Source organism: Pseudomonas sp. ASL3 (genome assembly GCF_056680425.1).
Window position 1 is genome coordinate 570,453 of sequence record NZ_CM155281.1, and the last position, 12,703, is coordinate 583,155.

Genomic DNA, 12,703 nt, shown 5'->3' on the forward strand with positions numbered 1-12,703 from the left:
TGAACACTGCTACCCGGTTGCATCTATGTATAAGGCCTGTTCGAGGAAGCCTTTATCGGCTTCTGGCCAACATTGGGTGAGCTCGCGGTATGCCGATTACATTAAGGCCTCAAGGGCCGGTAGGAGCTCAGGCATCTATCCGCGACGGTCTGACCTAGGGTCAATGTTCTTCAGCAGAGGTTGAGGCGACTCAGCGCCCCGGTGGCAGAACTCTGTTAATCAGGTCCTCATCGCCGCCTCCTGGTCAGTGGCCGGTTGGCGATGATAGGTTTGCTCGTTTTGCAACAGCACCCACATGATGCGCAGGTTGCGGTTGGCCAACCGCACCGCCGCACCTTTTTGACCGTGACGGCTCAACCAGCGTCGCAGACGCTGGTCATCTGGATGTTCCGAATCCGGCCGCACCTGCCTCAATACGGCGTGCGCACCTTGAATCGCCAGGCTGCGCATGTAGGCGTCACCGCGCTTGCACATTTTGCCCAGTCGAACCTTTTGCCCGCTGCTGTTCTGTTCGGGCACCGTGCCGAAATAGGCGGCGAACTGGCGCGCGTTGGCAAAGCGCTCAGGTTCGGTCGTTTTGGCCAGCATCGCCGTGGCGATGATCGGGCCGACACCCCGTATCGTCATCAGTCGTTTCGCCGTCTCGTCCGCGTGTGCACTGGCTTCGAGGCGCCCCGTCAGCACGTTGATGCGTTCGCCCAGTTGGCTCCATTCACCCAGTATTTCGGCGATCAGTTCGCGCAACAACTCCGGCAGCGGCTGGCTGGGGTCTTCCAGTACCCGTAACACGCCCCGGCTGATAGCCGTCTCGCCCTGTGCCATGGCAATGTCATGTTCCAGCAGCAAGCCACGCATCTGGTTACCCATGGCCGTGCGCCGTCGCACGCACCCTGCCGGACGCGGTGCAGTGCCTGCATCGCTAACGCCGCCTCGCTCTTGACCGGCACGGCTGCAATCTTGTGATCTCGGCCTGCACGCAATATGGCCAGTACATCGTTGCGGTCGTTCTTCGCTCCACTGCGGTGCTCGGCCACACGCTGTGCGGGCAGGATTCGCACCGGATTACCTTGCGCTTGTAATAGCCGCGCCCAGGCCTGCGCGCCCGGACCGGTCTCCATCAGCACTGTCACGCCCGGCGGCAACTGGCGCAGGAACAGGTGGAAAGCTTCGCGTGACTTGATCCGTTGCTCGTGGACCACTTGGCCAAGGGTGTCTTCACCCGCGACCTGAAACACATTCTTGGCCAAATCCACCGCCACGGTCGTGCACGTCGACACATTGGTCGCAGACAAGGAATTACTTATCGTCGTATGCTTTTTCATGGGCTCGCCCTCGCTGTCGTTGGCATGCTTAGGATGCCACCGTGGCGCATAGACGCCTCGGCTTGGGCGAGTCCATCCAATTACAAGGGAACTGCGCCAAGCACAAATAGTGAAATGACCGCATTCATTTTTCCTTCACCTTGGCACTTTAGAGTAAAGGTCGCGGTCAGAAACAAAACCAATAGTGAGCATCAGCCAAGAGGGCATGCGAAATGGACGATTACCAAGAAGAACTGCTGGAGTACCAGGCATACGAACTCGATCCACTGGAACCGGCCGACGACGCTACCGAGCTGTAAGCGTCAACCGGCCTGGCGTTGGCTGCGGCGGAACTCTCCCGGGGTTTGCCCGTTCCAGCGCTTGAAGGCACGCTGAAAAGCCTCGGCCGAAGCGAAGCCGAGCAGGTAGGCGATTTCGCCGAACGCCAGCTCCGTATCGCGGATATAGGTCATCGCCAGGTCGCGGCGGGTGTCGTTGAGGATGGCGCGAAACTGTGTGCCTTCGTCAGCCAGCTTGCGACGCAAGGTCCAGGTGGGCAGCTTCAGCCGTGCTGCCACTTCTTCCAGATCCGGTTCCCGCCCCCCATTCAATAACGGCCCAAGCAACTGGGTGATGCGTTCACGCAGGCTGCGGGTGCGGGTCAGTTGTTCCAGCTCCTTTTCACACAACTGCAGCAAATGCCGCCAAGTGCTGGGGCAGTGATCCGGATTGCGCAGCCCGAGGCTGGCCTGGCTCAAGCGCAGTTGATTGATCTCGGCACCGAAACTCACCGGGTTATCGCTCAAGTCGCTGTAACGCGCGGCGTAGGCCGGTTCGGTAAATTCGATCTCGACCTTTTCCGCACGCAGGCTGCAACCGGCCAGCTTCGAAAACTGCTGAACCCAACTGGCGAGAATCGAATCCACCACGAAGCGGTTATAGGCGTTGTACGGGCTGATGGAGTAGAAGCGCAGCCACGCCCCTTGAGCGTCCTCATGAAAGCTCGACTGCCCCCGATAGTTGGAACCATACAGCGCTTCGAAACGAATCAGGCAACGCGCTGCCTCACGCACGGTGGGCGCTTGCGCGGCGGTGACGCCCGCCAGTCCGGCCTGGCTGATGCGGCTCAACTGGCCCATGCGCAAGCCCAGCCCCGGTTCGCCGGTCAACTGGATGGCGGCATGCCCAAGGCGCATGTAGCGCGGGATCGACAGCCGCGCGCCGGGCTCGGCCAGACGCGCCGGGTCCAGTCCGTATTGTTCCAGCAAGGGCGCAGGGTCCTGGCCGAAACTGCGCACAGCGTCGGCCAGGCTGTGGACGAAGCCTACTGACAAATCACCCAGACGCACCCGTGGCGGATTCATCGAATCACAGCCAGAGGTTGATCAGACGCGCACCATGCCCAGGCTGGTCGGCGCTGATCTGATCGATGCCGGACAGGCTCTGACGTCTGGTAAAACTTTGGCCGGAGCTGCCCTGATCCCAAAACTGGCCACGCATGAACACGCTGATGCCCGCACGTGCGGTGCTGTCCGGTGCATGGCCGGTCAGCGTCAGGCGGCGCCAGGCTTCGCCCTCACTGATTTCTCCCGGCTTGAGACTGATCTCGGCCGGGGTCGAAGCACCCCTATAACCATGCCAGGGTTTGGACCAGAGGCCCTTGCCCGCCACGAACGCCGGGACGGCAATCAATTCGGCGCCGTTGCTGTTCAATTGCGCGTAATTGTTTGGGTACCAGCTATCACTGCCAATCAACACGCCAAGTCGCCCGGCCGGAGTGTCGATGACACTCAGCGCAGCATTAGAGGCTGGCTGGATGTAACTGCCCTCAGCGGATGTCGGATACAACTGACATTGCGGTTGGCCGATGGGCAGGCCGTCGCTACCGAACACCAGACTGGTGTTGTACAGGGCGCCTGAGCCGATCCGCAGTCGGCCGTTATCGATTCTGGGTTCCGGCAGTACGATGGAACCTGCCACCAGCGTCACGCCAAACTCTTTGGCCAGACCGCCGAACAGTGCCTGGTAATCCTCGGCCATGGCTCGCGCCTTCATCCGCAGATGGGCGTCGTTGAGCCGGTTACTGCCCTTGGCTCGTATGAAGGCGTTGAGAAATTGCAGGGGGTTGCTGACCGCTAGCCAATTCATGGCTTCATCGACCGTCGTGGCTTGATACAACTGATCCTTTTCGCCGCTGGCAAATAGCCAGGTACCGACGTGCTCGGGCAGCACCACAATGGTTTTGCTGTTGAGCAGCCCTTTGTCTCGGGCTTGTTGCAGATAGGCTGCCAGCTTGCGGTGCAGGTGCTCGGGGCTCTGGTAGTCGACGGGAAACAGTTCGGGTTGAATGCCCAAAAGATTGCCGCGCTCGCCAGGTTGACCCTCATTCACCGTCAGTTGGATGCGCAGATCGGAAAGGTAGTGGCTCACGGGGCGCTGCCCGGTCCAGATGGCGTAGCTGACGACCATGGCGATCAACAGCAGGGCGATGGAGACATTGAAAATTTTGCGCAAGGGGGACACAGAGAGCAGCCGTGTGCAGGATTTGCTGACTAGGGTAGGGCGATGAGGCGCGCTTGCCAACCCTCGCTGTGCATTTGGATCAATAACTTGTCACTTTCAGTCATTGAGTGTGACCGGGCGGCTCTTTAATGTCTGCGTTATGAACAGGTCAGTGGCGTTTGCCTCCGACCTGAATAATTGACGGGCGTCCATTGAGGCCCCCGCATCCCGTGATCACGCTCGATGGAGTTTCTATGGCCGCCGCTCACTACCCTCATCTGCTGGCTCCGCTGGACCTGGGTTTCACTACGTTGCGCAACCGTACCCTGATGGGCTCGATGCACACCGGCCTTGAAGAAAAGCCCGGCGGATTCGAACGCATGGCCGCGTATTTCGCCGAGCGTGCCCGTGGCGGCGTCGGCTTGATGGTGACCGGTGGCATTGGCCCCAACGATGAGGGCGGGGTGTATTCCGGCGCGGCCAAGCTGACCACCGTCGAAGAAGCCGACAAGCATCGCATCGTCACTAAGGCCGTGCATGAAGCCGGTGGCAAAATCTGCATGCAGATCCTCCATGCCGGGCGCTATGCCTACAGCCCCAAGCAAGTCGCTCCGAGCGCGATTCAGGCGCCGATCAATCCGTTCAAGCCCAAAGAACTGGACGAGGAAGGCATCGAGAAGCAGATCCAGGATTTCGTCACCTGCTCGACCCTGGCGCAGATCGCCGAGTACGACGGCGTCGAAATCATGGGCTCTGAAGGTTATTTCATTAACCAGTTCCTTGCCGCCCACACCAACCAGCGCACCGATCGCTGGGGTGGCAGTTACGAAAACCGCATGCGCCTGCCAGTGGAGATCGTCCGCCGGGTGCGCGAAGCGGTGGGCCCGAACTTCATCATTATCTATCGCCTGTCGATGCTCGATCTGGTGGAAGGTGGCAGCGTCTGGGAAGAAATCGTGCAACTGGCCCAAGCCATCGAGCAAGCCGGGGCAACCCTGATCAATACCGGGATCGGCTGGCATGAGGCGCGAATTCCGACCATCGCCACCAAGGTTCCGCGTGGGGCGTTCAGCAAGGTCACCGCCAAACTGCGCGGTTCGGTGAAGATCCCGCTGATCACCACCAACCGCATCAATACCCCGGAAATCGCCGAGCAGATCCTCAGCGAAGGCGATGCCGACATGGTTTCCATGGCGCGCCCATTCCTTGCCGACCCGGATTTCGTCAACAAGGCCGCTGCGGGTCGCAGCGACGAAATCAACACCTGCATCGGCTGCAATCAGGCCTGTCTGGACCACACCTTTGGTGGCAAGTTGACCAGTTGTCTGGTCAATCCACGCGCCTGTCACGAGACCGAGCTCAATTACCTGCCCGTGCAGCAGATCAAGAAAATCGCGGTGGTCGGTGCCGGCCCGGCAGGTTTGGCCGCTGCTACCGTGGCGGCGGAGCGCGGGCATCAGGTCACCTTGTTCGATTCGGCCAGCGAGATCGGTGGTCAGTTCAACATCGCCAAGCGCGTGCCGGGCAAGGAAGAGTTCTTCGAAACCCTGCGCTATTTTTCTCGCAAGCTGCAAACCACCGGCATCGAACTGTGCCTGAACACGCGGGTGTCGGTGAGTGATTTGGTGGGTGCCGGTTACGACGACGTCATCCTCGCCACCGGTATCGCGCCACGCACCCCGGCCATTCCTGGCGTCGAACACGCCAAGGTGCTCAACTACCTGGACGTGATCCTGGAGCGCAAGCCGGTCGGGCAGAGCGTGGCGGTGATTGGCGCGGGCGGCATCGGTTTCGACGTGTCGGAATATCTGGTGCACAAGGGCGTGTCCACTAGCCTGGACCGCGCTGCATTCTGGAAAGAGTGGGGCATCGACAGCGCCTTGCAGGCGCGCGGTGGCGTGGCCGGGATCAAAGCCGAGCCCCATGTTCCTGCGCGTCAGGTGTTCCTCTTGCAGCGCAAGACATCCAAGGTCGGCGATGGCTTGGGTAAAACCACGGGCTGGATTCATCGCACGGGCCTGAAGAACAAGCACGTGCAAATGCTCAACAGCGTCGAATACCTGAAAATCGACGATGCCGGTCTGCACATCCGCATCGGCGAAGGTGAGTCGCACGTATTGCCTGTGGATAACGTGGTGATCTGCGCCGGCCAGGACCCGCTGCGTGAGCTGTATGACGGCCTGGTCGAGGCGGGTCAGAACGTGCACCTGATCGGCGGCGCGGATGTTGCTGCCGAACTGGACGCCAAGCGCGCGATCAACCAGGGCTCGCGATTGGCGGCTGAACTGTAAGATCCTGTTCGCAGGCAAGCCTGCTCCCACATCTATGGTTACCCCCTTTTCTGCAATACTGTTTTTGATGCGTGTTTGGCTTGCTTTAATCTATCCGGCGTCTGGGGAATATCGCACCCCGCGCCTCGATGAAAATCGCGCCCGACGACCCTTGATAGAATGACGGCTTTTTCAGCCGTGTGGGAGCCCAGGGTATTCGTCAGGCCGGTATGCCGTTCACGTCATCTGTTATCCAGCATCGCAAAACCAGGTGGGTGGTGCTCGGGTGACAGCAGGGTCAGGCGCTCATCGCGCTTGGCCCTGCATCGAATTCGCTGTGATTGGCCGCGATTGCCCAGGCAATGCGGCCTAATTTGTTGGCCAGGGCGCAGACCACATGATTGCTGTGGTGTCGGCTCAGCAGTTGGCGGACCCAGTCTGCCAACGCGCCTTTCTGTCGATCCAGAGCGATCAAATAGACCCGCGCACACTGGATTAACAACCTTCTCTGGTTGGGATCGCCGCGCTTGCTGATCCCCAAAAGTCTCGGCTTGCCGCCTGTCGTGTACTGCTTGGGCACCAACCCGATCGACGCCGAGTAGTCGCGACCACACTTGTACTGCTTGCCATCGCCCAGCTCCGAGGCCAGGACGCTGGAGGTGATCGGGCCGACGCCCGGAATTGTCATCAAACGGCGAGCCAGATCATCTTCAGCGGCTTGGCGTTTGATTTGCCGGTCCATGTCCTTGATCTTCACCTCGAGGTAATTGAAGTGGCTATGCAGCTCTAACAGCAGCGCTTTGAAAGCAGGCGGGATGCTCTTTTGATCAAGCAGGACGGGGAGCTCTCTGATTGATTTGTGGCTGGCACTCAACGCAATACCGATCTCCAGAAGGATGCAGTGAATCCGATTTGACGTCGCTATGCGGTCTCTGACGAAAGCATCGCGCACCGTAATCAACAGGCCCTGCGCTTGCCGGACTTCGGTTTTTGGCGAGACAAAATGAATATTCGGACGCTTGCGTGCTTCGTAAATCGCTTCGGCATCGGCAAAGTCATTTTTGTTGCTTTTGAGCATTGGCTTCACGTGCTTGGCGGCAATCAGCTTGGGCGTATGCCCGAGTTTGATCAGCTCACGCGCTAGAAAATGGGCACCGCCACAGGCCTCCATCACCACGGTGCAAGGGTCGAGGTTGGCAAAGAATGGCAACAGCGTCACGCGAGTGAGCTTCTTGCGAAGAATCTCCTTCTCGCGACTATCAAACTCAATAGCGTGGAAGCACTGTTTTCCCAGATCAACACTCACGACTTCTACACGATTCATGGCAATGGTCTCCGTTAGGTGCCCGATGAAAGCTTAGTGGCGTTTCACCGGGCGGGACGGGGGGTAACCATTTCATTAGAATATGCGGTTGAACTGTGCAGGCTGTGTGAAAACCCCAACAGAAAACTGAACTGCATGTTCGTACGTCAATTCTGAAATAGATCGGCTGTTGGACAGACCTGAATTTCACGTAGGAACGCGATTTTCAGGTCAGTTTTTAATCAGTTAATCGGTCGCGGAGGTTTTCACACAGCCTGTGTGGGAGCAGGCTTGCCTGCGAATAGCTTGACGCGGTCTACCTGAAACACCGATTCTGCCGCCATGTTCCCCCCAATCCCCACCCCACCCAACGCCCCCCTCGAACGCCTGCATCTGCCCTGGCTGAAACAGGCCGATGTCGATGTAGCGATCCTGCGTCTGGACCTGATCGACCCGCTGATCTCCGGCAATAAGTGGTTCAAGCTGGCCCACCATCTTACCGCGGCTGCCGAAGCCGGCGCTGACGGTGTCATCAGTCTGGGCGGTGCGCATTCCAACCACCTGCATGCGTTGGCGGCAGCCGGCAAACGCTTCGGCTTCCCGACTGTAGGCCTGTTGCGCGGGCATGCGCAGGAAACGCCGACCGTACTCGATTTGCAGGCATTCGGCATGCAACTGCACTGGCTGGGTTACGCCGGGTATCGCGCGCGGCATCAGGCGGATTTCTGGTTGCCGTGGCAGGCGCTCTACCCACATTTGCACGCGGTGCCCGAAGGGGGTGGCGGATTGCTCGGTGCCTTGGGTTGCGCCGACGTGTTGACTCAGGCGCGCAGCCAAATCAGCCGACTCGGCTGGAGCGATTATCACGCATGGTGGCTGGCGGCAGGCACCGGCACCACCCTGGCAGGGCTGGTTCTGGCCGAAGTTGGTGCACATCCGGTCTATGGTGCCCTGGCGGTGCCGGACGACCACGGCGTCGCCCAGCATGTGGCTGCCATCCTCGAACACGCGGATACACCCAGTCCCGTTTATCACCTGCTGGACGCCAGCCGCGGCGGCTTTGCCAAAACCGACCCGCACTTGCTGGACTTCATCGCCAGCAGCGAAGCCGAAAGCGGTCTGCCGCTGGAGCCGCTGTACACCGGCAAGGCACTACTGGCCCTGCACGATCAGGTGGCGGCCGGGTTGTTCGCGCGGGGCACGCGGTTGATCTTTGTCCATACCGGTGGCTTGCAGGGGTGGCGGGGGATAGAGGCGCGGGGGGTGAAGGGATAAGGATCTGATCCTTGTGGCACGAATCCTGCGACTACTCATCCGGTAGCGGGTCGCACCTGAGTACGTGGATGACTCTTCTGGAGTCAGCAGGTATCAGCGCTGTCCCGATAATCGATATCTTCCTAACGAGTGCGCCGAGGTCAGCATGACAACCCAAGCAATGAAGCGGGTGGACCCTGCTACCTTGAGACGCGTCATCTGCGCGGCGGCCATTGGCAACTTCGTCGAATGGTTCGACTTTGCGGTGTATGGCTTTTTGGCGACGACGATCGCTCAGCAGTTTTTCCCCAGTGGCGACCCCAGCGTTGCGTTGTTGAAGACGTTTGCCGTGTTCGCCGTGGCGTTCGCGTTTCGGCCACTGGGCGGTATTTTCTTTGGCATGCTCGGTGACCGGGTCGGGCGCAAGAAGACCCTGGCCTTGACCATCCTGCTGATGGCGGGCGCGACGACCTTGATCGGCGTGCTGCCCAGTTATGCGGCGATTGGCGTGTTGGCGCCGGTGCTATTGACCATGATCCGTTGCGCTCAAGGGTTTTCCGCCGGTGGCGAATACGCAGGCGCCTGCGCGTATTTGATGGAACACGCACCGCGCACCGAGCGCGCCTGGTACGGCAGCTTTGTACCAGTGTCGACGTTTTCCGCCTTTGCCTGCGCCGCTGTGGTGGCGTATGCGCTGGAATCGTCGCTGTCGCTGGAAGCCATGAACAGTTGGGGCTGGCGCTTGCCGTTTTTGGTGGCAGCGCCGCTGGGGCTGGTCGGTCTGTATCTGCGCTGGAAGCTGGATGAAACCCCGGCGTTTCAGGCTGTCACTGAAGAGCATGCGGTGGCCCATTCACCGTTGCGCGAAACCCTCAGAACCCATGGTGGCGCGATCTGCTGTCTGGGGGCGTTCGTTTCGCTGACAGCGTTGTCCTTTTATATGTTCACCACGTACTTCGCCACGTACCTGCAAGTCGCAGGCGGCCTCAGCCGGGCCACGGCATTGCTGGTGTCGGTGATCGCGCTGATTTTTGCCGCAGCAATCTGCCCATTGGCCGGGGCTTATTCCGACAGGGTAGGGCGTCGGGCCACAATGGCCAGTGCCGGTATCCTGTTGCTCGTGGTGGTGTATCCGGCATTCCTGATGGCCAGTTCCGGGTCATTCATTGCGTCGGTCATCGGCGTGATGCTGTTGGCGATCGGTGCCGTGCTCTGTGGCGTGGTCACCGCGGCCTTGCTCTCTGAAACCTTCCCGACCCGCACCCGTTACACCGCTTCGGCGATCACCTACAACATGGCGTACACGATTTTTGGTGGCACCGCGCCGTTGATGGCAACGTGGCTGATCAGCACCACGGGTAGCAATCTGTCGCCGGCTTTTTACCTGATGGTCGTCGCGGTGTTGGCGTTGGCTGGTGGTTTGGCATTGCCGGAGACTTCGAAAATATCTCTGCATGGCAGTGTTGGCGAGATTGACGCTGTGAAGTCTGTGATAGGGTCTGTTGCTTGATAGGCCTGCGAAGGGTCAGACCAAAGTCCGCAACAAAAAATGGCAATGCCGCACTAAAAAGTGGCACATTGGCGCCCCACGCGCTGGTGACACATTTTGCAAAGCGCATGTCCATTTTTACGGATGAAGTTCATGGCCCTGACAAACGCTCAGTCGAGCTCGATACCCCCGGTGGCCGCAAGTCAGAGCAGCCCGCTGGTCATGCGCATCATCGGTGCCGTGGCCTTGGCACACTTGATCAACGACCTGATCCAGTCTGTGCTGCCGTCGATCTATCCGATGCTCAAGGCAAATTACGGGCTGACCTTCTCCCAGGTCGGATTGATTACCCTGACTTTTCAGGTCACCGCATCGCTGCTGCAGCCGTGGGTCGGTTATTACACCGATCGCCATCCGAATCCGCTGTTGTTGCCCGCGGGTTCGATCTGCACGCTGGTGGGGATTGTGATGCTGTCGATGGTGGGCAGCTTTCCGCTCATTCTGCTGGCGGCGGCATTGATCGGCGTGGGTTCCTCGACCTTCCACCCGGAAGCTTCACGAGTGGCTCGCCTGGCGTCGGGAGGCCGCTTTGGTCTGGCACAGTCGTCGTTCCAGGTGGGCGGCAATGCGGGGTCGGCATTCGGGCCACTGTTGGCAGCGGCCATCATCATTCCGTTTGGTCAGGGCCATGTCGCGTGGTTCGGGCTGTTTGCCGTGTGTGCCATTGCCTTGCTGTACGCCATCAGTCGCTGGTACCGCGCGCATTTGAACCTGTTCAAACTCAGGGCAGGGCAACAAGCGACCCATGGTCTGTCGAAAAACCGGGTGATCGGTGCCCTGTTGGTCCTCGGGTTTCTGGTGTTTTCCAAATACTTCTACATGGCCAGCTTCACCAGTTATTTCACCTTCTACCTGATCCAGAAATTCGATCTGTCGGTGGCCAGTTCGCAACTGCACCTATTCCTGTTCCTCGGCGCAGTGGCGGCCGGTACGTTCTTTGGCGGCCCTATCGGCGACAAAGTCGGGCGCAAGACGGTGATCTGGTTCTCGATCCTGGGTGTGGCGCCGTTCACCTTGATGTTGCCCTACGCCGACCTGTTCTGGACCACGGTGCTGAGCGTGATCATCGGTTTCGTTCTGGCGTCGGCGTTTTCGGCCATCGTGGTGTTTGCCCAAGAGCTGGTGCCGGGCAATGTCGGCATGATCGCCGGGGTGTTCTTCGGCTTGATGTTCGGTTTCGGCGGGATTGGCGCGGCGTTGCTTGGCTACCTGGCGGATATCCACGGGATCATTTACGTGTACACGCTTTGCTCATTCCTGCCGCTGCTGGGGATATTTACGGTGCTGTTGCCCAACACTAAAAAGGTATGAGCGCCGATCACCTGTAGGAGCTGCCGAAGGCTGCGATCGACCGGGAACCGGTCGCTTTCTTGAGACCGCTGAAGGTCGTGCCGACCTTATCGCAGCCTTCGGCAGCTCCTACATAGATTCCGGCCGAACGCTCAGGCGGACGGCATCGACACAGCGATTGAGCTGATCGCGTTGGTCGTATCCCCGAGGTTGGGCCACTGATCCGATACCAGGAACAGTCGCTCGGCCTCTTCCCAGTCGCCCTCTTCATTTTCGGTCAAGCGCACCAACAGCTGCGCGGGTGCCAGCGGGTCCAGTTGGCTCAGCCAATCCTGCAGTTGATCGCTCTGCCAGGTCTGGGCTTCGCTGTAATGAGCGGGGGCCAGCCAGGCGTGGCGCGGCAGGGGTTGCCAACGGCCAGCGGGGCTTTGCGCGATGAACTCCGACCAGTCACGCTGATGCAGCCAGCGCCCGTTCAGGTGCTGACGGTGCGCGCCCGTCGGTGATTGCGCGTGGCCAGGCCATGGATACAGCAGATAACCCCCCAGCCACAGCTCGGCGCTGAACTGGCGGATATCCAGCGCAGCGAGGGCTTCGCGGCTCTCCGGACGCGCCGAGATGGGCAATTGATGTTGGCTCAGGTGCGTGAGTTTGCGGTCCAGCCGGTCATGACAGCCCGGTCCCAACCATTGCGCCGGGTCCTTGCCATCCCCCTGTTGTGGCCCCAAATAGAGCTTGATCGCCAATTCCACGTGATGCACGCCGTCGCGATCACGCAGCAGCATGTCCAGTTCCCCCAGTGTGTGCCCGGCCAGGCGGATCGGCAGGTTGGCGGCGATCATCTCGACGCCCGGGGCGTGTTGCACGGCAAATTGCCAAAGCCGCTCGTAATACAGGCCCAGGCGACGGGTCGCGCCCAGCGCCAGCCAGTGATTCAAGGCTCTGCTGTCCTGGTCCAGACTGAGCAACCAGTCGGCCAGCGTCTGCGGTGCTTGCACCCAATCGCTGCCGGTCAGGGGATGGCGCTGGGGCCAGGGTGTCTGGCTGAGCATGGGCGGCGCGAGGATGACCCATGCCAGGTCGCGCACTTCGGGATGGCGCAACTGGCGGGGAAGGTCGAGTAAGCTCGGAAACAAAGTCATGTTGCGAGAATAGCTGGTGTTGAGGGGTATGCGTCGGACACAAATCGAGTGTAGGAGCTGCCGAAGGCTGCGATCGACCGCGGAGCGGTCGC

General features: G+C 60.1%; 8 protein-coding genes and 1 pseudogene. 4 read left to right on the forward strand and 5 right to left on the reverse strand.

Going from position 1 to position 12,703, the window contains the following annotated elements; translation table 11 throughout:
- Positions 1-219: 219 nt before the first annotated feature.
- The 3 genes and pseudogenes from AC1MEE_RS02675 to AC1MEE_RS02685 form a co-directional block, all read right to left on the reverse strand.
- Positions 220-1,277: pseudogene (locus AC1MEE_RS02675) on the reverse strand (IS110 family RNA-guided transposase).
- A 347-nt stretch (positions 1,278-1,624) separates the two neighbouring features.
- Positions 1,625-2,665 carry an AraC family transcriptional regulator gene (locus tag AC1MEE_RS02680; protein ID WP_480413679.1) on the reverse strand — a complete coding sequence of 347 codons (1,041 nt, stop codon included), beginning with the start codon at positions 2,663-2,665 and terminating at the stop codon, positions 1,625-1,627.
- A 4-nt stretch (positions 2,666-2,669) separates the two neighbouring features.
- Positions 2,670-3,815, reverse strand: coding sequence for a carbon-nitrogen hydrolase family protein (locus tag AC1MEE_RS02685; RefSeq protein ID WP_480413680.1), 1,146 nt, complete (start codon positions 3,813-3,815; stop codon positions 2,670-2,672).
- A gap of 242 nt (positions 3,816-4,057) precedes the next feature.
- Between AC1MEE_RS02685 and AC1MEE_RS02690 the strand changes: the two genes are divergently transcribed.
- Positions 4,058-6,094, forward strand: a complete 2,037-nt coding sequence (locus AC1MEE_RS02690) for an oxidoreductase (protein ID WP_480413681.1) — start codon at positions 4,058-4,060, stop codon at positions 6,092-6,094.
- Between the two features lie 277 nt (positions 6,095-6,371).
- On the opposite strand, the gene AC1MEE_RS02695 is transcribed toward AC1MEE_RS02690, so the two are convergent.
- Positions 6,372-7,397: an IS110 family RNA-guided transposase gene (locus AC1MEE_RS02695; RefSeq protein ID WP_480413682.1), complete on the reverse strand. Its 1,026-nt coding sequence runs from the start codon at positions 7,395-7,397 to the stop codon at positions 6,372-6,374.
- Positions 7,398-7,718: 321 nt separating this feature from the next.
- Here AC1MEE_RS02695 and AC1MEE_RS02700 point away from each other — a divergent pair, with 321 nt between their 5' ends.
- The 3 genes from AC1MEE_RS02700 to AC1MEE_RS02710 all read left to right on the forward strand — a co-directional run bounded on the left by AC1MEE_RS02700 (position 7,719) and on the right by AC1MEE_RS02710 (position 11,490).
- Positions 7,719-8,651: a 1-aminocyclopropane-1-carboxylate deaminase/D-cysteine desulfhydrase gene (locus AC1MEE_RS02700; RefSeq protein ID WP_480413683.1), complete on the forward strand. Its 933-nt coding sequence runs from the start codon at positions 7,719-7,721 to the stop codon at positions 8,649-8,651.
- Between the two features lie 145 nt (positions 8,652-8,796).
- Complete coding sequence (locus AC1MEE_RS02705) at positions 8,797-10,140, forward strand: MFS transporter (RefSeq protein ID WP_480413684.1); 1,344 nt, start codon at positions 8,797-8,799, stop codon at positions 10,138-10,140.
- A gap of 132 nt (positions 10,141-10,272) precedes the next feature.
- Positions 10,273-11,490: an MFS transporter gene (locus tag AC1MEE_RS02710; RefSeq protein WP_480413685.1), complete on the forward strand. Its 1,218-nt coding sequence runs from the start codon at positions 10,273-10,275 to the stop codon at positions 11,488-11,490.
- Positions 11,491-11,621: 131 nt separating this feature from the next.
- Here the strand turns inward: AC1MEE_RS02710 and AC1MEE_RS02715 are convergent, their stop codons facing one another.
- A complete protein-coding gene (locus AC1MEE_RS02715) occupies positions 11,622-12,611 on the reverse strand; it encodes a DUF1853 family protein (RefSeq protein WP_480413686.1) in 990 nt (329 codons plus the stop codon).
- Positions 12,612-12,703: the final 92 nt, after the last annotated feature.